The following is a 25,126-nucleotide window of genomic DNA, read 5'->3' on the forward strand; positions in this document are numbered from 1 at the left end:
GAAGATAAGGCGAAAGCTGTGAAAAAGCAGAAAACAGATCATGGACGTGTATTTATTCCGGCAGAACCGGCAGAAGATATTGAATAATCATAATATGGGGGATGCCAAGGGCATCCCTTATATTATGATGTTGGGGGCAAAAGCCCAAAGATATGATACCTACGGAGTGATTCTTTATTACACAAAAAAAGAACTGTAAAACAGTTCTTCTAAAGCAGCCAGTACGAGAATCGAACTCGTGTTTCCGCCGTGAGAGGGCGGCGTCTTAACCCCTTGACCAACTGGCCATATGTATAAAACTTATGGATATCGGTTAAAAATAGCAGCCAGTACGAGAATCGAACTCGTGTTTCCGCCGTGAGAGGGCGGCGTCTTAACCCCTTGACCAACTGGCCTTGCGTCAACCGACTTGCTTAGTATATACTACCTTTCAGAAAAATGCAAGCACTTTTTTAAAAAAATTTTCATGCTTGCAAAACCCGTAGGATCTGAGGTATGATATAGAACGAATGTTTGAACGTAATAAAGAACAAGTGTAACTGTTCAGCTGATGGAAGCAAAGATGGGACTGAACAGTTAAGAAAGGATCTGAAACAGTCATGGCAAAAAAAGATACCTATGACGCAGGCAGTATATCTGTACTGGAAGGACTGGAGGCGGTCCGTAAACGGCCGGGAATGTATATTGGAAGTGTATCTCGAAAGGGTCTGAATCATTTGATCTACGAGATCGTGGATAATGCAGTAGATGAGCACCTGGCAGGATACTGCAGCCTGATCCATGTGGTTCTGGAAAAGGATGGATCCTGTACAGTTACAGACAATGGACGAGGGATCCCGGTGGACATGCATGAAAAGGGAATGTCTGCAGAACGCCTTGTGTTTACCACACTTCATGCAGGAGGTAAGTTTGACCATTCTGCGTATAAGACAAGTGGCGGACTACATGGAGTAGGTTCTTCTGTTGTAAATGCATTATCTGTATATCTGGATATCAAGATCAGCCGTGACGGCTATATCCATCAATGACCATTATGAAAGAGGAATCCCTACGATCCCTCTGGAAAGCGGCCTTCTGCCGAAACTGGGCCGGACAAAGACAACAGGCACCTGTGTGAATTTCCTGCCGGATCCGGAGATTTTTGAAAAGACCCGTTTCTCTGCTACAGAAGTAAAAAGCCGTCTTCATGAGACTGCATATCTGAATCCGGAGCTGACCATCCGCTTTGAGGACAAAAGAGGGGATGAGCCGGAGGATATTACTTATCATGAGCCAGAGGGGATCGTAGGGTATATCCGGGATCTGAACCGGAATTCAGAAACACTGCATGAGCCGGTTTATTTTAAGGGTGAAGCAGATGGGATCCAGGTGGAAGTTGCATTTCAGTTTACCAATGAATTTCGGGAGAATGTGCTGGGCTTTTGCAACAACATTTATAATGCAGAAGGCGGTACTCATCTCACCGGCTTTAAGACCACTTTTACAACTGTGATGAATACTTATGCCAGGGAGATTGGCGTATTAAAAGAAAAGGACCCTAATTTTACAGGAGCGGATATCCGGAATGGTATGACTGCAGTTGTGTCTGTGAAGCATCCGGAGCCAGGGTTTGAAGGACAGCCCAAGACCAAGCTGGATGATCAGGATGCTGCCCGTGCTACAGGCAAGGTAGTGGGAGAACAGCTGGTACTGTTTTTTGACAGAAATCTTGAAACCTTAAAGACCGTGCTTTGCTGTGCGGAAAAAGCTGCAGAGATCCGCAAAGACAAGAAGAGCGTGCAAAGACCAACCTTCTTACAAAACAGAAGTATTCCTTTGATTCTAATGGGAAAACTGGCTAACTGTGAGAAAAAGGATCCTGCTCTTTGTGAGATCTTTATTGTAGAGGGAGATTCTGCAGGCGGCTCTGCCAAAACGGCCAGGGACCGGAATTATCAGGCTATCCTTCCCATCAGGGGTAAGATCCTGAATGTGGAGAAGGCTACCATTGACAAGGTACTGGCAAATGCAGAGATCAAGACCATGATGAATGCTTTTGGCTGTGGCTTTTCGGAAGGCTACGGAAATGATTTTGATATTACAAAGCTGCGCTATGATAAGATCGTGATCATGGCAGATGCAAAGTATGTGGATGGAGCACACATTTCCACCTTGCTTCTTACTTTATTTTACCGTTTTATGCCGGAACTGATCTATGAAGGACATGTGTATATTGCCATGCCGCCTCTGTATAAGGTTATGCCCAAAAAAGGCGAAGAGGAATACCTGTATGATGATGAGGCACTGGAAAAGTTCCAGACGTACCCACAAATCCGGTACCTTTACCCTGCAAAGATACAAAGGCCTTGGTGAAATGGATGCCCAGCAGCTGTGGGAAACCACCCTGAGATCCGGAAACAAGACGGATGAAGAGGGTAGAGATCGAGGATGCAAGGCTTGCATCCAGTGTGACAGAGATCCTGATGGGCAGTGATGTGCCTCCCAGGAAGGCATTTATCTATGAGCATGCTACAGATGCAGAATTGGACGTATAGTCAGTGCAGAGAGGATATAGAAGATGGAAACAAAGCAGGAAAATATTATTGCTGCCGATTATTCGGAAGTAATGCAGAAATCATATATTGATTATGCCATGAGCGTGATCATTTCCAGGGCACTTCCTGATGTAAGGGATGGCCTGAAGCCTGTACAAAGGCGTACCCTTTATGATATGTATGAGCTGGGGATCCGGTATGACCGTCCTTACAGAAAGTGCGCCCGTATTGTTGGAGATACCATGGGTAAATACCACCCCCACGGAGATAGCTCTATTTATGAGGCACTGGTAGTGATGGCTCAGGATTTCAAAAAAGGCAAGACCCTGGTGGATGGACATGGAAACTTCGGTTCCATTGAAGGAGATGGAGCCGCAGCTATGAGGTATACAGAAGCCAGGCTGGAAAAGCTTACTCAGGAAGTATTCCTTGCAGACCTTGATAAGGATGTGGTAGATTTTCTGCCTAACTTTGATGAGACGGAGAAAGAACCGGAGGTACTGCCTGTACGTATCCCCAATCTTCTTGTAAATGGTGCAGACGGTATTGCGGTAGGTATGGCTACCAGTATTCCGCCCACAATCTGGGAGAAGTGGTGGATGCGGTTAAAGCATATATGAAGAATAATGAGATCAGTGTTAAGGGACTGATGCGTTACATGAAAGGCCCTGATTTTCCTACCGGAGGGATCATTGTTAATAAAGATGAGCTTCTGAATATTTATGAAACAGGAACCGGGAAGATCCGTATCCGTGGACGAGTGCAGATTGAAAAGCAAAAAAACGGCAGACAGCTGCTGGTGATCACAGAAATCCCGTATACCATGCTGGGAGCAAATATTGGTAAATTCCTGAATGACGTAGCTGCCCTGGTAGAAACAAAAAAGACTACAGACATTCTTGACATTTCCAACCAGTCTTCCAAGAAGGGATCCGTATCGTACTGGAACTGAAAAAGGATACGGATGTGGAGAATCTGACCAATATGCTGTATAAGAAAACCAGGCTGGAGGATACCTTTGGCGTTAATATGCTGGCAGTGGCAGAGGGCAGACCGGAAACCTTAAGCCTTAAACAGGTGATCGAGTATCATGTGGATTTTCTTTTTGAGATCACTACAAGGAAATACACCACCCTTCTTGCAAAAGAGATGGACAAAAAGAGATTCAGGAGGGCCTTATTAAGGCCTGCGATGTGATCGACCTGATCATTGAGATCCTGCGTGGAAGCAAGAACCGGGAGCAGGTGAAAAAATGTCTGGTGGAAGGTGTTACAAAGGGAATCCGTTTTAAGTCAAAGGCAAGTGAAACGGCAGCCGGGAAGCTGCATTTTTCTGAAAAGCAGGCAACGGCTATTCTGGAAATGCGTCTGTATCGTCTCATCGGCCTGGAGATCGAAGCCCTGGAAGCTGAGTACAAGCAGACCATGGACAATATTGCCAGGTACGAAGATATTCTGAATAATTATGATTCTATGGCACATGTGATCATGGATGATCTGGATCAGATCAAGAAGGAATATACTGTAAAACGGCGGACGACTATTGAAAATGCCCAGGAAGCTGTATATGAAGAGAAAAAGATGGAAGAGATGCAGGTATGCTTCCTGATGGATCGCTTCGGCTATATGAAGCTGGTGGATATGAATGCTTACGAAAGAAATAAAGAGGCAGCCCACAGCGAGAATAAATATATCTTTACCTGTATGAATACAGATAAGATCTGTCTGTTTACAGACAGTGGGCGGATGCATTCCATTAAGGTGGCAGATATTCCCCTGGGACGGTTCCGGGACAAGGGTACGCCTGCAGACAATCTGAGCAATTACGAAAGTGCAAAGGAACAGATCATATATGTGGCGCCTATGGAACAGATCCGAAATGGCTCCCTTATGTTTGTGACAGCAGCTTCTATGTGTAAGCTGGTAAAAGGCGATGAATTTGATGTAGCAAAAAGAACGATAGCTTCTACCAAATTAAATCCGGAGGATTCCCTGATCTTTGTTGGTCTTGCGGATGAGATGGAGCAGGTGGTATTTCAGACAAGAGAGGGATATTTCTTAAGGTTCCTGAAACAGGAAATCTCCTATGAAGAAAACTTCGGTCGGTGTAAGAGGCATGAAGCTGACAGATGGTGATGCTGTAGAGCACGCTTATTTACTGGAAGGCCACAGGGAATATACCATTACCTACAAAGAGAAGGAGTATTCCCTGAATAAGGTGAAGCTGGCAAAAAGGGATACAAAAGGGGTAAAACCAAGGCTGTAACACATATATTAAGGAAAAAGCCCTTGCATTTCCTGGGATTGGTGCTACAATGGCAAAAGAAACTAAGAACTTGTTGGCATAGGAGTGGGCAGACGCCCACTCTTTTGCTGATAAAGGGATATGTTGGAAAGGCAGGTGGGAAGCATGAGCAGACGCAGAAGAATATCAGCAGAGGGCAGAGGCACTTTTGGCTCCTATTGTAGAAGAACAGGGCTTTGAACTGGTAGACGTAGAATATGTAAAGGAAGCAGGATGCTGGTATTTGCGAGGCTACATTGACAAACCAGGCGGGATCACAGTGAATGACTGTGAAGCTGTAAGCCGTATTTTCAGTGATAAGCTGGATGAACAGGACTTTATCGAAGACAGCTATATTATGGAGATCAGTTCTCCTGGGCTTGACCGTCCACTGAAAAAGGAGAAGGACTTTGCCAGGAGCCTTGGAAAGCTGGTAGAAATCCGGACCTACCGGCCAATCGAAAAACAGAAAAGAATTTTGCGGAGTTCTGACCGCATATGATGGTAACAGTGTGACAATTGACGAAGATGGACAGAACCGAGTATTCGACAGGAAAGAGATCGCACTGATCCGGCTGGCAATTCAGTTTTAAGGACTTATTTAGGAGGAAAAGAGAAAAATGAACAGAGAGTTAATGGAGGCACTGGATACGCTGGAAAAAGAAAAAAATATCAGCAAAGATACTCTTTTGGAAGCAATTGAGCAGTCTCTGATCCAGGCTTGCAAGAACCATTTTGGGAAGGCTGACAACGTGCATGTAAGCATTGACAGGGATACCTGCGACTTCAGTGTATATGCAGACCGGACTGTTGTTGAATATGTGGAGGATCCGGTGGAGGAAGTATCCCTGGAGGATGCAAGAAAGGTCAATGCAAATGCAGAGATCGGCGATGTGGTAAAGGTTCAGATCCATTCAGATAAGTTTGGCAGGATCGCCACACAGAATGCTAAGAATGTGATCCTTCAGAAGATCCGTGAGGAAGAACGTAAAGTGCTGTATGATCAGTATTATGGCATTGAGAAAGAAGTGGTAACAGGTATTGTACAGCGTGTGATGGGCAGAAATGTAAGTATTAACCTTGGAAAGGCTGATGCAGTCCTTAGCGAGAATGAGCAGGTGAAGGGTGAGACATTCCAGCCTACAGAGCATATCAAGGTTTATATCCTGGAAGTAAAGGATACCCCGAAAGGTCCCCGTATTCTTGTGTCCAGGACTCATCCAGGCCTGGTGAAACGTCTTTTTGAATCTGAAGTTGCAGAAGTAAAAGATGGTACTGTAGAGATCAAGAGCATTGCCAGAGAGGCAGGATCCCGTACAAAGATCGCTGTATGGAGCAATGATCCGGATGTAGATCCTGTAGGAGCCTGCGTAGGCGTAAACGGTTCCCGTGTAGGAGCCATCGTAAATGAGCTTCGTGGAGAGAAGATCGATATTATCAACTGGGATGAGAACCCGGCTATTCTCATCGAGAATGCATTAAGCCCTGCAAAGGTGATCGCAGTTATGGCAGACCCGGATGAGAAGACTGCACTTGTGGTAGTTCCGGATTACCAGCTTTCCCTTGCAATTGGCAAGGAAGGACAGAATGCCCGCCTGGCAGCCCGTCTTACAGGTTTTAAGATCGATATCAAGAGTGAGACACAGGCTAAAGAATCCGGAGACTTCTATGATTATGATGAGGATGAAGATGAGGAGTATTACGATGAGGACGAATATGAGGAGTCTGTAGAAGCAGAAGTACAGGATTCCCAGGAGCCTCAGCCGGAAGCTGACAAAGAGCCATCTTCAGAAGAAACAGAGGAAGCATGAAAACAAAAGGCAAGATCCCTATGCGGCAGTGTACTGGATGCAGGGAAATGAAAAATAAAAAAGAGATGATCCGGGTTTTAAGAACCGGAGAAGGAGGAGATCCTTCTGGATGCAACCTGGGAAGAAGAATGGCCGTGGTGCATATCTTTGTTTTTCCAGGGAATGCCTGGAAAAGGCTAGGAAGAACCATGGACTGGAGCGCTCCCTGAAGGTATCCATACCGGATGAGGTTTATGACAGCCTGGAAAAGGAGTTTGACGGAATTGATTCAAAATAAAGCATTATCACTGTTAGGGCTGGCCACAAAGGCCGGAAAGACGGTAAGCGGCGAATTTTCCACTGAAAAATCCGTAAAGTCCGGCAAAGGTTATGTGGTTCTTGTTGCCGGTGATTCATCCGATAATACAAAAAAGAAATTCCGGAATATGTGTGCTTATTATCAGGTGCCCTTGTTTATCCTGAAAGAAGACAAGGAAATGCTTGGAAAAGCCATGGGCAAAGAATTTCGGGCCAGTGCAGCAGTGCAGGATGAGAATTTTGCAAATGCACTCATTAAGAAACTGGCTGAGGGTGGTGTATTTCCAGAAAAGGCATGACCACCAGCTGTTACAGATTCCGTTTTGCAAAAGAGAAATAAAGCAGTTCATCTGCTTTACAGGTATTTGGTAAGAAGGAGGAAGGCAAATGACCAGAATCAGGGTACATGAGCTTGCCAAAGAGCTGGGAAAGCAAAATCGGGAGATTATGGAATTATTAAGAGCTGAAGGGGTTGATGTAAAAAGCCATATGAGCAATGTGGAGGGATCCCAGGCAGCTGTTATCAGAAAAAAAATAAAGGATCTAGGAAAGGAGAAAGATACGAAATTGGAGACTCCTAAGACAGAAGAAAAGGTAGTTACGGCGAAGACGGATGCTGAAAAAACAGAAGCGCCGAAAAAGAAAAAAAATATTATCCGTGTATATCATGCACAGAATGCCAGTGATGGCGGAAAAGGAAGAAAGAAACCACTTGGCGAGAAGCGCCAGAGACCACAGGGGGCACGCCCTGCACAGCCAAGAAGCCAGGCTGTGGCACCGGCAAAACCTGCAGCTGCTGCAAAGCCTGCAGAGAACGTAAAGCTTGCAGAAAGTGTAAAACCGGCTGAGACTGTAAAACCATCTGCAGCACCAGTACAGGCAGCAAAGCCAGTGGAGAGCGTTAAACCGGCAGAAAGCGCAAAGCCGGTTGAGACTGTAAAACCAGCAGAGGCAGCAAAACCATCTGCAGCACCGGTACAGGCAGCAAAACCGGCTGAAGCAAAGCCAGCTGAGTCAAGACAGGGATCTGACAGACCGAGAAATGAAGGCAGCAGACCACAGGGCGCAGGCAGAGGCGAAGGCCGTCCGGCTGGAAACAGCAACGGACAGTCCGGACGTGGATTCCGGGGGAATGATAACCGTAATGGGGAAAGAAGAAGCTTTGACCGTCAGGGTGGCGGCCGTCCTCAGAGAAGCGGAGATGGTACACAGCGAAATCCAAGATTCGGAGAAACAGGCGGACGCCCGGCACGTTCCAATGAGGGAAGACCGTCAAGACCAGGAGATTCCAGACCGGGACAGCGCCAGGGTGCAGGCCAGGGCGGACGTTTTGGCCAGGGCAGACCACAGGGTGCAGGCAGAGGCGAAGGCCGTCCGGATAATCGTGATAACAGAGGTGAAGGAAGAGGAGACGGACGTTTCAGCCAGGGAAGAGGCGGACAGCGTCAGGGCGCAAGAAGAAGCACAGGTGCTTCCGATGCAGTATTTACTCCAGAGCTTACCAAAGGCACCAAGGACAGCAAGCGTGAGCGTGACAGAGAAAATAAAAACAAAAAGAAAGATTTTGATAAGACAAGCGGCGGACACAGACCAAACCAGGGTGGCCGCGGCATGGTATCCAGACTGCCAAAGGCACTTCAGAAGCTGGCTCCCCAGCAGAAACAGCCGGAAGAGAAAAAACAGCCTGAAGTAAAAGAAATCACCCTGCCGGAGAAAATGACCATCCGTGAACTGGCAGAAGCTATGAAGATGCAGCCATCTGTAATCGTGAAGAAGCTTTTCATGCAGGGACAGATGGTAACTGTAAACCATGAGATCGATTTTGAAAAAGCACAGGAAATCGCTATGGAATTCGACATCATTGCAGAGCAGGAGGAGAAGGTAGACGTGATCGGCGAACTTCTGAAAGAAGATGAAGAAGATCAGTCCACTATGGTTCCCAGACCTCCGGTTGTATGTGTAATGGGTCACGTTGACCATGGTAAAACATCCCTTCTTGATGCGATCCGTAAGACAAATGTTACAAGAGGCGAGGCTGGCGGTATCACCCAGCATATCGGTGCTTATGTGGTAGATATCAATGATCAGAAGATCAGATTCCTGGATACACCAGGACATGAGGCATTTACAGCTATGCGTATGCGTGGCGCCAATGCTACAGATATTGCAGTCCTTGTGGTTGCTGCAGATGATGGTGTGATGCCGCAGACTGTAGAGGCGATCAGCCATGCGAAGGCAGCAGGAGTGGAGATCATTGTTGCTATTAACAAGATCGATAAACCAAGTGCAAATATCGAGCGTGTAAAACAGGAACTTTCCGAATATGAACTGATCCCTGAGGACTGGGGCGGAAGCACAGCCTTTGTACCTGTTTCAGCAAAAACAGGGGAGGGTATTGATGATCTGCTTGAGATGATCCTTCTTACAGCAGAGGTTTCCGAACTGAAAGCCAATCCTAACCGTGCGGCAAGAGGTCTTGTGATCGAGGCACAGCTGGATAAAGGTAAAGGACCTGTTGCTACCATTCTTGTACAGAAGGGTACTCTCCACGTGGGAGATTTTATTGCGGCAGGTGCCTGCAGCGGTAAGGTTCGTGCAATGATGGATGACAAGGGACGCCGGGTAAAAGAAGCCGGACCATCTACACCTGTGGAGATCCTGGGTCTTGGTGATGTGCCAAACGCAGGAGAGGTGCTGATGTCCTTTGAGAATGATAAAGACGCCAAGAATTTTGCGGCAGCCTTTGTATCTGAGAATAAAAACCGTCTGCTGGAAGAAACGAAAGGCAAGCTTTCACTTGACAATCTGTTTGATCAGATCCAGGCAAGTGACCTGAAAGAGCTGCCGATCATCGTGAAGGCAGATGTACAGGGATCTGTGGAAGCAGTAAAACAGAGCCTTGTAAAGCTTTCTAACCAGGAAGTTGTAGTAAGAGTGATCCATGGTGGTGTTGGCGCTGTCAATGAATCTGACGTAAGCCTGGCAGCTACCTCCAATGCGATCATCATTGGCTTTAATGTACGTCCTGATACTACTGCAAAGCAGCTGGCTGAGCAGGAAGGGGTAGATCTGCGTCTGTACAAGGTGATCTATCAGGCGATCGAGGATGTGGAAGCAGCTATGAAGGGTATGCTGGATCCGATCTACGAAGAGAAGGTGATCGGCCATGCAGAGGTTCGTCAGCTGTTCAAGGCTTCCGGTATCGGTACGATCGCAGGAAGTTATGTTCTGGACGGTATGTTCCAGAGGAACTGCAAAGTACGTATTACCAGAGGTGAGGATCAGATCTATGAAGGCGAGCTTGCATCCCTGAAGAGATTTAAAGATGATGTGAAAGAAGTTAAGGCAGGCTACGAATGCGGTCTTGTATTTAATGATTTCAATGACGTAAAAGAAGAAGACAAGATTGAAGCGTATATCATGGTAGAAGTGCCAAGATAGAACATCCGGGCAAGCGTCAGGATAGGAGATAATTATGAGAAAAAACAGCATTAAGAATACCAGGATAAACGGTGAAGTGCAGAAGGAATTAAGCAAGATCATCCGTGAAGAGATCAAGGATCCACGTATTCATCCAATGACATCTGTCATGGCAGTGGAAGTGGCTCCTGACCTGAAAACATGTAAGGCATTTATCAGTGTCCTGGGCAATGAGGAAGCAAAGCAGTCCACGATCAAGGGTCTGAAGAATGCAGAAGGATATATCCGCCGGGAGCTTGCAAGGACATTGAATCTGCGGAATACGCCGGAGATCCGTTTTATTCTGGATGAGTCCATTGAATATGGCGTGAATATGTCAAAGCTGATCGATGACGTAATGATGAAGGATGCAAAAGCATCACAGCCTGATCAGGAAGAGAAGCCAGAAGACGGAAGGGAAGAGTGACGAGGTAAGAATATGGAGAGGATTGAAGAGATACTGAATGGCGTTAAGACATTGGGAATCGGAGGTCATGTCCGGCCGGATGGAGACTGTGTAGGCTCCTGTATGGCATTATATCTGTACATCAGAAAATATTTTCCGCAGATCAAAGCGGACATTTATCTGGAAAGCCCAAAGCCGGTTTGGCATTATATCAGTCACATTGAAGATATTAAGACAGAAGCAGAAGGGGACAGACAATATGACCTTTTTGTTACCTGTGATGTAAGCGCAAGAGACAGGCTGGCAGTTGCAGGGGAATATTTTGAACATGCAAAGAAAACTGCCTGCGTGGATCATCACGTAAGTAATCCTGGCTTTGCAGATGTGAATCACGTGGAGGGAGAAGTCAGTTCAGCCTGTGAAGTGCTTTACGGGCTTCTCGATCCTGAAAAAGTAGATAAGGATATTGCAACTGCTATTTATACCGGTGGATCGTTCATGATACAGGCGTGTTCCAGTATTCTTCCACCACACCAAAGACGATGCGGATCGCTGCCACACTGATGGAAAAAGGATTTAATTTCAGCAAGATCATCGATGAATCCTTTTATCAGAAAACCTACCTGCAGAATCAGGTGATGGGCCGTATTCTGGCAGAAAGCATTATGCTGCTGGACGGAAGATGCATTGTAGGCTGCATGAAAAAAAGAGACATGGATTTTTACGGTGTGGAAGGCAAGGATCTGGATGGGGTTGTAAGCCAGCTCCGCCTTACACAGGGCGTAGAAGTGGCCATGTTCCTGTATGAAGTGGAAAGCCAGGTGTTTAAGGTTTCCTCCTTGCTCTAATGGCAAGGTAGATGTAAGTGCGATTGCTGTTTATTTCGGAGGAGGCGGACATATGCGTGCAGCAGGCTGTGATATGGCAGGTTCTGTATATGATGTGATCAATAACATATCCGAACAGATCGAAAAACAGCTGTTGGGACAGGATAAATAATGGACGGAATCATTGTAATCAGAAAAGAAAAAGGATATACCTCCCATGATGTGGTAGCTAAGCTTCGTGGGATTTTATCCATGAAAAAAATCGGCCATACAGGTACCCTGGATCCGGAGGCAGAAGGTGTGCTTCCGGTTGCCCTTGGCAAGGGTACCCGTCTGGTGGATATGCTTACAGACAAAGAAAAGACTTATGAAGCGGTACTCCGCCTGGGAGTGGTAACAGATACCCAGGACATGACCGGTACTGTGCTTGCAGAGCATCCGGTACATGTAACCGAAGAACAGATCCAAGATACAGTAAATGGCTTCCTTGGAGAGCAGATGCAGGTTCCGCCTATGTATTCTGCACTGAAGGTAAATGGTAAAAAGCTGTATGAACTGGCAAGAGAGGGCAAGACGGTAGAGCGTAAGGCACGGCCTGTATTTTTTTACAGGATAGAGATCCAGAAGATCGCCCTGCCGCTTATAAAGCTTACAGTCACCTGCAGCAAGGGAACGTATATACGTACCCTTTGCAATGACATTGGAGAGGCATTAGGCTGCGGAGGCAGTATGGAAAGCCTTGTAAGGAGCAAAGGTGGGACGGTATACGCTGGATGAAGCCTATACTCTGGCCCAGGTGGAAGAGATGAGAGATCAGGGAAAGATATCCCAGCTTGTGATTCCTGTGGAACAGGTCCTTGGTGAGTATCCCAGGCTGATGTGTACCCAGGCTGGTGACAGGCTTCTTCAAAATGGAAATCCCCTGATCCAGGAGCTGGTAAATGAAAGTGTTAAAGAGAGCTGGGTACGTATGTATGGCAGCACAGGGAATTTCACTGGGATCTATCAGTGGGATCAAGGGAAACAAAGGTATTTCCCTGTAAAAATGTTCATTTGAACGTATGATATTTTTACAGGTATTGGACATGAATTGAATTAAGGAGCAGATGATGGAATATCTGAAGATAAACGGGGAATTTCCAAGGCTTGCACCCTGCGGTGTGACCCTGGGAAAGTTCGACGGGATCCACAGAGGCCATATGCGTCTGGTGGAAAAGGTACTGGAATACAAGAAGATGACAGGCTCTAAGGCAGTGCTTTTTGCCATTGATGTAAATGAAAAGATGATCCTTTCCCGTAAGGAAAGGGCTGATTTCCTTGAAAAAGCAGGCATAGATGTATTGGTGGAGTGTCCTTTGACTGACAGCTTCAAGCATCAGAAAGCTGAGAATTTTATAAAAGAGATATTACTTGGGGATCTGCATGCCGGTTTTGTGGCAGTAGGAGAAGACTACCGGTTTGGATACGGCAGGAAAGGTACTCCACAGCTTTTGAAAAGCTTTGGCGCAAAATACGGTTTTCATGCTGAAATCATCTCAAAAGAGATGGATGGCAGACGAAAGGTAAGCAGTACGTTTATACGGGAAGAACTGAAAAAGGAAAAATGGAAGTAGAGGATCTGCTGGGCAGACCCTATTTTCTTGCAGGGGAGATTTTGCATGGGCGAGGCCTTGGACACAGAATGCTTCTTCCTACAACCAATATGATTCCTGATCCGGATAAGCTGATGCCTCCAAACGGTGTATATGTAACAGTTTCCCATTTTGAAAACCAGGTATATGGGGGAATCACCAATATTGGATGTAAGCCTACAGTAGGAGGAGAGTCTTTTATCGGTGCTGAGACCTATCTGTTTGACTGCAGTCAGGATTTGTATGGAAAGCCCTGTAAGGTAGAATTTCTGCATTATCTGAGGCCTGAATATAAATTCCCGTCCCTTGAGGCTTTGAAGACCCAGCTTTTAAAAGATGCGCAACTGGGAAAAGATTTCATGGACAAAAACCAGAATATCATATATAGTTAATGATGTAGCTACTGTAAAGAAACAGTAAAAAAAGTGTAAAATACAAGGGAGATAATTGAGCAATGGCAGAGATTATTCTTGGACTTATGGGAGGGCTTGGGCTCTTCTTATATGGTATGAGGTTAATGAGCGACAGTCTGGAACAGGCGGCTGGAGCCAGGATGAGGGCGATTCTTGAGTTCTTTACAAAGACCCCATTACGTGGGATCCTTGTAGGTACTCTTTTTACAGCAGTGATCCAGTCATCCAGTGCCTGTACAGTTATGGTGGTCAGCTTTGTTAATTCAGGGCTGATGGACCTGTACCAGGCTGCAGGCGTGATCATGGGAGCTAATATTGGTACTACAGTCACGTCACAGCTGATTTCATTTAACCTTTCCGCACTGGCACCTGCCATTGTTATGGCTGGTATCATACTGGTAATGGTTTCCAAGAAGGTGAAAGTCCGAGAGTGGCGAAGTACTTCTTGGATTTGGTATCCTGTTTATGGGACTGAATACAATGTCCAGCTCCATGGCTGTTTTTGAGGGAATCCCCTCAGGTAGTTGAGATCATGGGATCTCTTAACAGTCATTTTGCAGCATTGGTCGTAGGTCTTGTGGTTACAGCAGTCCTTCAGAGCTCTTGAGCTACGGTTGGTATTGTGCTCCTTCTTGCAAATCAGGGGCTGTTGGATATGGAGCGATCTGTTTCTTCATTATCCTTGGATGTAATATTGGAGCCTGTGTATCTGCACTTCTTGCCGGCCTGAATGGCAAGCGTGATGCAAAGAGAGCGGCAATGATCCATCTGCTGTTTAATATCCTGGGTACGATGATCATGTATGTGGCCCTGACTGTGGCACTGGAACCGATCACACACTTTATTGAATTTGTATCCGGAAGCAATCCGGGCCGTGAGGTGGCAAATGCCCATACATTGATCAAGATCGTGGAGGTATTGATCCTTGCACCGTTTATCAAGCAGATCGTAAAGATGACCGGCTGGATTGTAAGAGGAAAGGAAGAGGCAGAAGAAGAAGGCTTCCATCTTCAGTATATTGGCGAAAAATCAGTTTATTCTCCTACAACTGCTGTATTCGATGCGATCCGGGAGATGGAGAGAATGGGACATATGGCCATTTCCAATCTGGAGCGTGCCATGAATGCGCTGGTTACGCTGGATGAGCAGGAGATCGAACAGGTATATCAGGTGGAGAAGCAGATCGATTATCTGAACCATGAGATCACCAGTTATCTTGTAAAGGTAAATGGTACGACTCTTCCTGCAGATGACGCAAAGAGCATTGGCGGTCTGTTCCATGTGGTGAATGATATTGAGCGTATCGGGGATCATGCGGAGAATATTGCGTAGATGCAGCAGAATCCCGGTTGAAGCAGAATATTGGCTTCAGCGAATCTGCCAAGCGTGAGCTGTCCAGCATGCTGGACATGGTAATCAAGATCACCACATATGCGTTGGATATGTTCTCGAGCAATAATCAGGAGCATATGCAGGAGATCCTGGATCTGGAGGATCAGGTGGATGAAACCGAAAGGGAACTGCAGGAGTCACACATCCAGCGTCTTACCAGAGGCGAATGTACAGCCAGCGCAGGTATGATGTTCTCTGATATTATATCCGGTTTGGAGAAGAAGCACTGACTATGCTACCAACATTGCTTTTTCCCTTTTGGATGACGATCCTATTGAGCAACAGAAAGAGGAGCGTGCAAAAGCCGCTGGCAGATAAAGCTGTGTCTGGCAACAATTAACTCAGGAAAGCAACGGAGTAGTTAAAAAAACAACTGAAAAGTTCTATGGAAAAAGGTTTACAGGAAAAGGCGGATATGCTATACTGTCTTTTGTGTGGGTACAGCCCATATTCAGAGGTTGGAAACTCCGACCGTCTCTTAATATGCGGCGTTTACCTGCAGGCTTACGGTAAGGATTTGCCGGAGCACCTATTATAATATTTTAAGGAGGAAATCAAAGATGATTTCAAAAGAAAAGAAAGCAGCGATCATGAAAGAGTATGCAAGAAGCGAAGGTGATACAGGTTCACCGGAGGTTCAGGTAGCTATCCTTACAGCAAGGATCCAGGAGCTTACCGAGCATCTTCAGAGCAACCACAAAGACCATCATTCAAGAAGAGGTCTTCTGAAAATGGTTGGACAGAGACGTGGTCTGTTAGCTTACTTAAAGAAAACAGATATCGAAAGATACCGTGCACTGATTGAAAAATTAGGTTTAAGAAAGTAATTAGTATGCGGAAGGGACGGATTTCCATCCGTCCCTGTTTTATGGGCAACTAGGAAATTCCGTTGAAATTTCCTAGTACATAAAAAGATGTTAAGGCAGCAGAAGTTATTCCGAGATGACTGAAAAGCCCAGTTGCTTTGGCTGGCAAATGGTTTTTTCAGTTGTTTCGGGCTTCTGTGTCAGATCAAAGAAAATAAGAGAATTGAAAAGGAGAAAAAAGATGTACAAAAGTTATTCCATGGAATTAGCTGGAAGAACGCTTACTGTAGACATCGGGCGTGTTGCAAAGCAGGCAAACGGTGCAGCCCTGATGCATTATGGTGATACCACTGTACTGGCAACAGCTACAGCATCAAAGGAGCCAAGAGAGGGAATTGACTTTTTCCCTTTAAGTGTAGAATATGAAGAGAAAATGTACGCTGTTGGGAAGATCCCAGGCGGCTTCAACAAGAGAGAGGGAAAGGCCAGTGAGCATGCGATCCTTACTTCCCGTGTGATTGACCGTCCAATGCGTCCTCTGTTTCCTAAGGATTATAGAAATGATGTTACACTGGTAGATATGGTTATGTCCGTGGATCCGGAGTGTAATCCTGAGATCCCTGCAATGCTGGGTTCCTCCATTGCTACCTGTATTTCCGATATTCCTTTTGACGGTCCATGTGCAACCACACAGGTTGGCCTGATCGATGGAGAGTTTATTATCAACCCAACTCTTGCACAGAAGGATATGTCTGACCTTCAGCTGACAGTTGCTTCCACAAGAGACAAGGTGATCATGATCGAGGCAGGGGCCAATGAGGTTCCTGAAGCAAAGATGATCGAGGCTATCTACAAGGCACATGAAGTCAATCAGGAGATCATCAAATTCATCGATAAGATCGTAGCAGAGTGTGGTAAAGAAAAGCATACCTATCAGTCCTGTGCAGTTCCGGAAGAGCTTTTTGCAGCCATCAAAGAGATCGTTCCTCCAGAAGAAATGGAAGTGGCAGTATTCTCTGATGACAAGCAGACAAGAGAGAACAATGTGGCACAGGTTACTGAGAAGCTGAAAGAGGCTTTTGCAGATAAAGAAGAATGGCTGGCTGTACTTGGTGAGGCTGTATACCAGTATCAGAAGAAGACTGTACGTAAGATGATCCTGAAAGACCACAAGCGTCCGGATGGACGTGCCATCAAGCAGATCCGTCCTCTGGCTGCAGAAGTGGATATTATCCCCAGAGTTCATGGCTCTGCCATGTTTACAAGAGGACAGACACAGATCTGTACAGTGACGACTCTGGCACCGCTTGCAGAGGCACAGAGACTGGACGGACTGGATGAGTTTGAAACATCCAAGAGATATATGCATCACTACAATTTCCCATCCTACTCTGTAGGCGAGACAAAGCCATCCAGAGGACCGGGACGCTGTGAGATTGGTCATGGAGCATTGGCAGAGAGAGCGCTTGTACCTGTACTTCCAAGTGAAGAAGAGTTCCCATATGCAATCCGTACCGTGTCTGAGACTTTTGAGTCCAATGGTTCTACTTCTCAGGCAAGTATCTGTGCATCTACCATGTCTCTGGAAGCAGCCGGAGTACCCATCAAGAAACCGGTTGCAGGTATTTCCTGCGGTCTTGTTACCGGAGATACAGATGATGATTACATCGTACTGACCGATATCCAGGGTCTTGAGGACTTCTTTGGCGATATGGACTTTAAGGTGGCAGGTACCCATGATGGTATCACAGCGATCCAGATGGATATTAAGATCCATGGTCTTACCAGACAGATCGTAGAGGAAGCAATTGCACGTACCAAAGAGGCAAGAGAGTACATCCTTACAGAAGTAATCGAGAAATGTATCCCAGGTCCACGTCCAAGCGTTGGCGCTTATGCACCTGAAAGATCATCCAGATCCAGATCGATCCTCAGAAGATCGGTGATGTAGTTGGGCAGCGTGGAAAGACCATCAAGACGATTATTGAGCGTACAGGTGTTAAGATCGATATTACAGACGAAGGCGCAGTTTCCATTTGTGGTGTTGATGCCAAGAGCATGGAAGAAGCTAAGAAAATGGTTGAGATCATTGCTACAGATTTTGAGCAGGGTCAGATCTTTACCGGCCGTGTGATCAGCATTAAGGAGTTTGGCGCATTTGTTGAGTTTGCACCAGGCAAAGAAGGCATGGTTCATATTTTCCAGAGATCTGCAAGGAGCGTATCAACCGGGTAGAGGATGTACTTACACTTGGTGATAAGGTGACAGTGATCTGCCTTGGAAAAGACAAGATGGGAAGAATGAGCTTCAGCATCAAGGATGTTCCGGCAGAAGCAAGAAAATAAATTTCATATTACAATAAGAATTACAATAAGAGCAAAGGGCTGCTGCAGGATTGATGTGGCAGCTCTTTTTGCAGGAGTTAGAATTATGAGAAGAATCGGAAAATTCCATAAAGTAAGCTTTGAAAGATTTGCCGGTGACTGGAAGGATTCCTTTCCGGAAATGAAAGAGGAAGAAGTAAAGGCTGTATATGAGGATCTTTCTCTTCCCAGAAGAGCCACTGCAGGAAGTGCCGGGTATGATTTTTTTGCACCGGTAAGTTATACCATTAAGCCTGGGGAAACTGTGAAGATCCCTACAGGGATCCGTGTGGAAATGGAACAGGACTGGGTATTGAAATGCTATCCAAGAAGCGGCCTTGGATTTAAATACAGGCTTCAGCTGAATAATACTGTGGGGATCATTGATAGTGATTATTTCTATTCTGATAATGAGGGACATATTTTTGCAAAGCTGACCAATGATTCAAAGGAAGGGAAAATTGTGGAGATTGCTGCAGGCACAGGCTTCATGCAGGGAATCTTTGTAGAATACGGTATCACAGTAGATGATGATGTAACAGATGTGCGAAATGGTGGGTTTGGAAGTACCACCGAAAAATAAGTAGAACCTGGCAGACAAAAAAGAGGCCGGAGCCCCTGGAAGAATTATTCCAGGGGAGCTCCGGCTTCTTCTGCATCCCGTGCATTCTGAAGGACAACATCAAAAGCAACGGCTGCTTTATTGTATTCTTCATCATCTTCAATATTTGCCAGCATTGGATCGCCGGATTCTGTGCGGGTGAAGGAGTAAAGATATACTTCACCATCTGTATTCTGGCCGTTCTCATCCAGAGGAAGAAGTGCAATGTATTCTTTTGCATCTACCGGGAAGATGGTCAGGATGGCACATTCTACTTCTGTATCATCCTCCATGGTAAGAGTGATGGTACGGTGGGAAGAAATGTCACTGCCGCCACAGCCGCCTGCACAGGAAGCACAGTCGCTGGGGCTGCAGGAAGTGCTGCCGCTGCAGCCAAATTCTGTATCGCTCATAAAAATGATCCTCGCTTTTCTTTAATATGATACCTGTGGATCGCTTTATGCTTTGCACACCCACAGGTATCATTATACTAACAGATATGTAACCAGATTGCAATGACTGGTATTGTATATTTACTTAATGCATCACTGGTATTGTATATTTACTCAATGCATGACTGGTATTGTATATTTACTTAATGCATCACTGGGATTCCTTATTTGCTTAACGCTCTGGAAGAGGAACGGGAGTAAAGCAATTTCAGGAAAATAGGTGTGATCACGGAAGATACCAGGATCAGCAGGATAACAGCTGTGAAATACTTGGACTCAATCATACCAACCTGAAGTCCCTTCTGAGCAACGATCAGGGCAACCTCTCCACGAGTCATCATGCCTACTCCGATTTTGATAGAATCTTCGCCGCTGAAACCAAGCACCTTGGACATCAGTCCACAGCCTACGATCTTGGTGATCAGTCCTACTGCCACAAAAAGTACACAGAAAAGAAGAAGGGCAGGTGTCAGCTGGTCAATATTTGTTTTCAATCCAATGCTGGCAAAGAAAACAGGGGCAAATACCATGTATGAGCTTACGTCAGCCTTGCGGGCAATATATTCTGCATCATCAATGCTGCACAGGATAATACCTGCCACATAAGCACCGGTAATATCAGCGATACCGAAATATTTTTCTGCAATATAGGCCATGGCAAAGGCAAGTACAAAGCCGAAAATAGGAAGTCTCCTTGTATGAGGATAACGCTTGTCCAGCCACTGGAAGAATTTGCAGATCAGAACACCTAGGATGAAGAAGATCAGGAAAAACAGCACAGTGGAAATGATCACCTTGGAAGGCTTGGAATTAGGATCTTTCATACCAATTACAAAGGTCAGTACAATGATCCCGATCACATCGTCAATGATCGCAGCACTCATAACGGTGGTTCCGGTTTCTGTTTTAAGATAGCCCAACTCCTTCAAGGTGGCAACTGTAATACTTACAGAGGTGGCTGTCAGGATCACTCCGGTAAAGATGGCAGAGTAAAATCCGGAAGAACCGCCGGGAGCAAAACCATAATAGCAGCTATAAAGCAGATATCCGCCAAGAAGCGGTACCAGTACTCCTGAACAGGCGATCAGAAAGGCTTTCCAGCCTGTACGCATCAGATCCTTCAGACTGGTCTGAAGACCGGCAAAAAACATAAGCAGAACAACACCGATCTCGGCAAGGCCGCTGATCAGATCTGTCTGCTGAACAAGACCGAGCACACAAGGACCGATCAGAAGTCCTGCAATGATCTCTCCTACAACCTGCGGTGCTTTCAGCTTTCCGGCGATAAGACCGCACAATTTGGCAGAGATCAGGATAATGGCCAGATCTTTAAAAATCTCATAAGTTTCCATTCATAATTCCCCCTCATATAATAGGTATTTTAAGGTTCATTTGTAACGGAACAATTATAGCATTGCTGTTTTAGGTATGCAAGCAAGAAAAGCTGTTTTTATCTGTCAAATTGTGTTATACTTATAACAGTATGCGAAAAGGGATAAAAGCAATTGAAAACAGATTCGCAGCATCATATGGGCAGGAATCCTGCCTGGGTAAAGGAGCAAAGAATGAAACTTATTTCATGGAACGTAAATGGGATCAGAGCCTGCCTGACCAAGGGATTTGAGGAGAGTTTCAAGAAGCTGGACGGAGATGTTTTCTGTCTGCAGGAAACCAAGTGTCAGGAAGGACAAGTGAAAATAGAACTTCCGGGCTATCATCAGTATTGGAATTATGCCAATCGTAAAGGATATTCCGGTACAGCCATTTTTACAAAAAAGGAACCTCTTTCTGTTTTTTATGGAATGGGCATAGAAGAGCATGATAAAGAGGGACGGATGATCACACTTGAATTTCCGGAAGCTTATATAGTTACTGTATATACACCCAATTCCCAGAGTGAACTTCGCCGCCTTACATACCGGCAGCAGTGGGAAGCGGATTTCCTTGCTTATCTGCAGAAGCTTAAGGAGCAAAAGCCGGTGATCTGCTGTGGCGATATGAATGTGGCACACAAAGAGATCGATCTTAAGAATCCTAAGAATAATCGTATGAATCCAGGATTTACCGATGAAGAGAGAGCTTGCTTTTCAAAATTACTGGATCATGGTTTTACAGATACTTTCCGCTATTTTTATCCGGAACAGGAAGGGATTTATTCCTGGTGGTCCTACAGATTTAAGGCCAGGGAGAAAAATGCAGGATGGAGGATCGACTACTTTCTTACCTCTTCTTCATTAGAAGAAAGATTAAAAGATGCAAAGATCCATACAGAGATCATGGGATCTGATCATTGTCCGGTTGAATTGGAGATCGATCTTTGATATCAGCTGGGAGTCAATCCCCCAGCTGATATAGCCTCCGGCAGGATTGCAGAGGTGCGCAGGAGAAGTATGTCATGCAATTGCATGACGCGCACCTCGCAGCAAGAATGCCGAGGCATTCTTGAATAAAAAATAGGAGGGCAGCACATGCAGTCTATGAATAACACCAGAATTAAACCGGGATATCCACAGGTTCTTGGAGCGTACAAGCTGGAGGGCGGATACAATTTTGCAGTTGAAGCTCCTGAGGATGCCCAGGTTTCCCTGCTCTTATATAAACGAAATCAGCCTGCGCCAGTTGAGGAGATTCCTATGGGCCTGGGAATACCAGACAGGCAGAGTTTTTGCGATCCGTCTTACAGATAAAAGCCTTGCCAGCTGCCAGTACAATTTCCTGATCAACGGAAGCGTGGTGCAGGATCCCTGTGCCTGCCGTCTGACAGGCAGGAAGAGATTTGGAAGCCCGTATACTGAGGATCCTCATGCAGTACGGTGTGAGCTTCTTAAAGATACACCATATGACTGGGAAGGCGATGAGGGGATCCAGAGAGAATATAAGGATATGATCCTTTACAAGCTTCACGTAAGAGGCTATACAAAGGCTGCCGGAAGTACCATAAAGAAAAAAGGTACATTTCAGGGTCTGACAGAGATGATCCCTTACTGGAAGGATTTAGGGATCAATACCATTGAACTGATGCCTGCCTATGAATTTCAGGAAGTGGCTGATAAAAAGGGAACAGGTAGGGATGATCACCAGCCGAAGGAAAAAGGACGAAGTGAATTTCTGGGGATATATTCCTGGAAGCTACTTTGCCCCAAAGGAAGCCTACTGTGCCGGCAGAGATCCGGTACAGGAGTTTAAGGATATGATCAAAGCCTTTCATAAGGCAGGGATCGGCTGTATTATGGAAATGTTTTTCCCAAGGGATATCAGTCCTCTGATCCCTTTACATGCACTTCAGTTCTGGAAAGAATATTACCATGTAGACGGTTTTCATCTTCTGGGAGACGGAGTTCCGCTGGAACTGCTTCTTAGGGACGGCCTGCTTGCCGGTACCAGGATCATGACCCAGGGATACGATATGAATGCATTTTACAAAGGGCGGAAATTCGTGCACCGAAGCTTTGCTGAATACAATCCGGGATTTCTTCAGGATATGCGGCGCTTTTTGAAAAGTGACGAGGATATGGTTTCAGCAGCCAGATACCGCCTCTCCAGAAATCCGGACACTTACGGAGTGATCAATTATATAGCCAGCCAGGATGGATTTACCATGAATGATATGGTATCCTATAATTACAGACACAATGAGGCCAATGGAGAGGATAACTCGGACGGCTGCGCATATAATTATTCCTGGAATTGTGGTATAGAAGGGCCAAGCAGGAAGACGGCCATCCGGCAGCTGCGGGAACGGCAGATCCGTAACGCATTTGCCATGGTACTTCTTGCACAGGGTACGCCTATGATCTATGGCGGAGATGAGATCTGTAATTCCCAGGAAGGAAATAACAATGCCTATTGTCAGGATAACAGTATTGGCTGGGTAGACTGGAAAGGCCAAAAGAGAAATCAGGGGATCCATACGTTTGTAAAGAAGGTGATCCGTTTTCGGATGGAGCATCCCATCCTTCACGGGGCAACGCAGCTAAGAGAGTCAGATTATCTGGCAATGGGTCTTCCGGACATGTCCTTCCACGGCGAACGCGCCTGGTTTTGCAGTTCAGAGAATACCAGCCGCATGCTGGGCATTCTGTACTGCGGTGCATATGCAGGAGATCAAACAGCCGATGAGAATATTTACATTGGATATAATTTTTACTGGGAAAAGCGTTCTTTAGCATTGCCGGATCTGCCGGATACCATGCAATGGAAAAAGGTGATCGATACCTGGGATCTGACCGTGGACGGCTTCTATGAGAAAGAGAATGCCAGGGAGTATACCAAGTCTGTGGAGATCCAGCCCAGGAGTATTGTAGTACTTCTTGGAGAAAAGATTCCTGTTCCCAGCAAAAGAAAAAAAGAAAATACGCGAAAAACATGCAGGGCAGGAGGTAAAACATGCATCCGTGGCTTCACTTCAAAACAATCACAAAGCATAAACTGACGGTAATGGGTTATTGCTTTCGTATCGGATTATATAAGCAGGGCCTTCTTCATGATCTTTCCAAGTATTCGCCTGCAGAATTTCTTGTAGGATGCAGGTATTATCAGGGAGACCGCAGCCCTAACAATGCAGAAAGGGAGGCTACCGGAAGTTTCCACAGCCTGGCTTCACCATAAGGGAAGAAATAAACATCATTATGAGCACTGGGTAGATTATTCCCTTGATGATCCACATGTGATCATGGGTGCGCCTATGCCCAGGAAATATATTGCAGAGATGGTGATGGACAGGATCAGCGCATCCAGAACCTATATGGGAGATGCTTATACCTGTCAGGCTCCATTACAGTATTATCTGAAAAGCAAAAAATAAATTATGGTTTGTACATCCAAAGACCAAAAGAGATCTGGAAGACACTTCTTCGGATCCTTAGTGACCATGGGGAAGAAAAAGCGCTTCATTATATTAAAAATGTATATCTTCGTAAATAACAAACTTACAAAAGGGGGCTTTTTAAATGAAGAAATATGATTATCTGATCGTTGGAGCAGGTTTGTTTGGGGCTGTGTTTGCACATGAAGCTGCCCAAAAAGGGAAAACTTGTCTTGTGATCGACAAAAGAGATCATATTGGCGGAAATATTTAGACAGAAGAAATAGAAGGGATCCAGGTACACAGATACGGAGCCCATATTTTCCATACATCAAAGAAGAATGTGTGGGAATACGTGAACCAGTTTGCAGACTTTAATCATTTTGTAAATTCTCCGGTAGCTATCTACAAGGATGAGCTTGACAACCTGCCCTTTAACATGAACACCTTCCATCAGCTGTGGGGAGTAAAGACTCCGGCAGAGGCAAAGGCAAAGATCCAGGAGCAGATCAGCCGTATGCATATCACCCATCCAAAGAACCTGGAAGAGCAGGCTCTTGCTTTGGTTGGACAGGATGTATACGAAAAACTGGTAGAGGGCTATACCAGAAAGCAGTGGGGCAGAGAGTGTAAGGATCTTCCTGCATTTATTATCAAACGTCTGCCCCTTCGCTACATTTATGATAACAATTACTTTAAAGATCCTTATCAGGGAATTCCTATGGGTGGATATACCAAGATCATTAAGAAACTTCTGGAAGGAGTGCAGGTGTGCCTGAAAACTGACTTTTTTGCTAATCGTCAGGAGCTGTCTGCACAGGCTGACAAGATCCTGTTTACAGGAATGATCGATGAATTTTATGATTACTGCTATGGGGCATTGGAGTACCGTTCACTTCGCTTTGAAACTGAAGTTCTGGATATGGGCAATTACCAGGGCAATGCAGTTGTGAATTACACAGATTATCAGGTTCCTTATACCAGGATCATTGAACATAAGCATTTTGAGTTTGGTACACAGCCTAAGACTGTGATCACCGAGAATAT

At 45.6% G+C, this 25,126-nt stretch carries 15 protein-coding genes, 2 tRNA genes and 10 pseudogenes; 23 read left to right on the plus strand and 4 right to left on the minus strand.

What is annotated here, in order from left to right:
* Positions 1 to 40 precede the first annotated feature (40 nt).
* On the plus strand, positions 41 to 199 hold the full coding sequence (locus tag R1Y93_RS10555) for a hypothetical protein (protein WP_500822780.1): 159 nt from the start codon (positions 41 to 43) through the stop codon (positions 197 to 199).
* A gap of 16 nt (positions 200 to 215) precedes the next feature.
* Here the strand turns inward: R1Y93_RS10555 and R1Y93_RS10560 are convergent.
* A tRNA-Glu gene (locus R1Y93_RS10560) sits at positions 216 to 287 on the minus strand.
* 36 nt (positions 288 to 323) lie between these two features.
* Positions 324 to 395: transfer RNA gene (locus R1Y93_RS10565), tRNA-Glu, on the minus strand.
* 204 nt (positions 396 to 599) lie between these two features.
* On the opposite strand from R1Y93_RS10565, the pseudogene R1Y93_RS10570 reads away from it, so the two are divergent.
* The 16 genes and pseudogenes from R1Y93_RS10570 (at position 600) to R1Y93_RS10645 (ending at position 18,805) form a co-directional block, all read left to right on the plus strand.
* Positions 600 to 2,534, plus strand: a pseudogene (locus tag R1Y93_RS10570) (DNA gyrase/topoisomerase IV subunit B).
* Positions 2,535 to 2,557: 23 nt separating this feature from the next.
* A pseudogene (locus R1Y93_RS10575) lies at positions 2,558 to 4,799 on the plus strand (DNA gyrase/topoisomerase IV subunit A).
* A gap of 187 nt (positions 4,800 to 4,986) precedes the next feature.
* Positions 4,987 to 5,410 (plus strand): annotated as a pseudogene (rimP, locus tag R1Y93_RS10580) (ribosome maturation factor RimP).
* Between the two features lie 27 nt (positions 5,411 to 5,437).
* On the plus strand, positions 5,438 to 6,628 hold the full coding sequence (gene nusA / locus R1Y93_RS10585; protein WP_500822781.1) for a transcription termination factor NusA: 1,191 nt from the start codon (positions 5,438 to 5,440) through the stop codon (positions 6,626 to 6,628).
* A pseudogene (gene rnpM / locus R1Y93_RS10590) lies at positions 6,625 to 6,905 on the plus strand (RNase P modulator RnpM). The gene nusA and the pseudogene rnpM overlap by 4 nt, the downstream one beginning before the upstream one ends.
* Positions 6,892 to 7,224 carry a L7Ae/L30e/S12e/Gadd45 family ribosomal protein gene (locus R1Y93_RS10595; protein WP_500822782.1) on the plus strand — a complete coding sequence of 111 codons (333 nt, stop codon included), beginning with the start codon at positions 6,892 to 6,894 and terminating at the stop codon, positions 7,222 to 7,224. The pseudogene rnpM and the gene R1Y93_RS10595 overlap by 14 nt, the downstream one beginning before the upstream one ends.
* A gap of 88 nt (positions 7,225 to 7,312) precedes the next feature.
* Entirely contained in the window at positions 7,313 to 10,366 is a 3,054-nt protein-coding gene (gene infB, locus R1Y93_RS10600) for a translation initiation factor IF-2 (RefSeq protein ID WP_500822783.1), read from the plus strand.
* Between the two features lie 34 nt (positions 10,367 to 10,400).
* A complete protein-coding gene (gene rbfA / locus R1Y93_RS10605) occupies positions 10,401 to 10,811 on the plus strand; it encodes a 30S ribosome-binding factor RbfA (protein WP_500822784.1) in 411 nt (136 codons plus the stop codon).
* 12 nt (positions 10,812 to 10,823) lie between these two features.
* Positions 10,824 to 11,789 (plus strand): annotated as a pseudogene (locus R1Y93_RS10610) (DHH family phosphoesterase).
* Positions 11,786 to 12,674 (plus strand): annotated as a pseudogene (gene truB / locus R1Y93_RS10615) (tRNA pseudouridine(55) synthase TruB). The pseudogenes R1Y93_RS10610 and truB overlap by 4 nt, the downstream one beginning before the upstream one ends.
* A gap of 49 nt (positions 12,675 to 12,723) precedes the next feature.
* A complete protein-coding gene (locus tag R1Y93_RS10620) occupies positions 12,724 to 13,230 on the plus strand; it encodes a hypothetical protein (protein ID WP_500822785.1) in 507 nt (168 codons plus the stop codon).
* Positions 13,221 to 13,640 (plus strand): riboflavin kinase, encoded by a 420-nt coding sequence (locus tag R1Y93_RS10625; protein WP_500822786.1) that lies wholly within the window; start codon positions 13,221 to 13,223, stop codon positions 13,638 to 13,640. The genes R1Y93_RS10620 and R1Y93_RS10625 overlap by 10 nt, the downstream gene beginning before the upstream one ends.
* A gap of 62 nt (positions 13,641 to 13,702) precedes the next feature.
* Positions 13,703 to 15,371, plus strand: a pseudogene (locus tag R1Y93_RS10630) (Na/Pi cotransporter family protein).
* 242 nt (positions 15,372 to 15,613) lie between these two features.
* Positions 15,614 to 15,880, plus strand: coding sequence for a 30S ribosomal protein S15 (rpsO, locus tag R1Y93_RS10635; protein ID WP_294528656.1), 267 nt, complete (start codon positions 15,614 to 15,616; stop codon positions 15,878 to 15,880).
* A 220-nt stretch (positions 15,881 to 16,100) separates the two neighbouring features.
* Positions 16,101 to 18,204 (plus strand): annotated as a pseudogene (locus R1Y93_RS10640) (polyribonucleotide nucleotidyltransferase).
* Between the two features lie 85 nt (positions 18,205 to 18,289).
* Positions 18,290 to 18,805 carry a dCTP deaminase/dUTPase family protein gene (locus R1Y93_RS10645; protein WP_500822787.1) on the plus strand — a complete coding sequence of 172 codons (516 nt, stop codon included), beginning with the start codon at positions 18,290 to 18,292 and terminating at the stop codon, positions 18,803 to 18,805.
* 44 nt (positions 18,806 to 18,849) lie between these two features.
* Here R1Y93_RS10645 and R1Y93_RS10650 read toward each other — a convergent pair whose 3' ends face one another.
* Together R1Y93_RS10650 and R1Y93_RS10655 are read right to left on the minus strand one after the other, a co-directional pair.
* Positions 18,850 to 19,236: a DUF1292 domain-containing protein gene (locus tag R1Y93_RS10650; protein ID WP_158422039.1), complete on the minus strand. Its 387-nt coding sequence runs from the start codon at positions 19,234 to 19,236 to the stop codon at positions 18,850 to 18,852.
* Between the two features lie 203 nt (positions 19,237 to 19,439).
* On the minus strand, positions 19,440 to 20,627 hold the full coding sequence (locus tag R1Y93_RS10655; RefSeq protein WP_500822788.1) for a cation:proton antiporter: 1,188 nt from the start codon (positions 20,625 to 20,627) through the stop codon (positions 19,440 to 19,442).
* A gap of 213 nt (positions 20,628 to 20,840) precedes the next feature.
* Between R1Y93_RS10655 and R1Y93_RS10660 the strand changes: the two genes are divergently transcribed.
* The 6 genes and pseudogenes from R1Y93_RS10660 to glf form a co-directional block, all read left to right on the plus strand.
* Positions 20,841 to 21,596: an exodeoxyribonuclease III gene (locus R1Y93_RS10660; protein WP_500822789.1), complete on the plus strand. Its 756-nt coding sequence runs from the start codon at positions 20,841 to 20,843 to the stop codon at positions 21,594 to 21,596.
* A gap of 147 nt (positions 21,597 to 21,743) precedes the next feature.
* Positions 21,744 to 21,962: an early set domain-containing protein gene (locus tag R1Y93_RS10665; protein ID WP_500822790.1), complete on the plus strand. Its 219-nt coding sequence runs from the start codon at positions 21,744 to 21,746 to the stop codon at positions 21,960 to 21,962.
* Positions 21,895 to 22,461 (plus strand): early set domain-containing protein, encoded by a 567-nt coding sequence (locus R1Y93_RS10670; RefSeq protein WP_500822791.1) that lies wholly within the window; start codon positions 21,895 to 21,897, stop codon positions 22,459 to 22,461. Before R1Y93_RS10665 ends, R1Y93_RS10670 begins: the two co-directional genes overlap by 68 nt.
* Entirely contained in the window at positions 22,346 to 23,707 is a 1,362-nt protein-coding gene (locus R1Y93_RS10675) for a hypothetical protein (RefSeq protein ID WP_500822792.1), read from the plus strand. The genes R1Y93_RS10670 and R1Y93_RS10675 overlap by 116 nt, the downstream gene beginning before the upstream one ends.
* Positions 23,662 to 24,198: pseudogene (locus R1Y93_RS10680) on the plus strand (DUF5662 family protein). Before R1Y93_RS10675 ends, R1Y93_RS10680 begins: the two are co-directional and overlap by 46 nt.
* A gap of 26 nt (positions 24,199 to 24,224) precedes the next feature.
* A pseudogene (glf, locus tag R1Y93_RS10685) lies at positions 24,225 to 25,126 on the plus strand (UDP-galactopyranose mutase); the annotation flags it as partial.

It is taken from the genome of Blautia sp. HA3515, assembly GCF_059933065.1.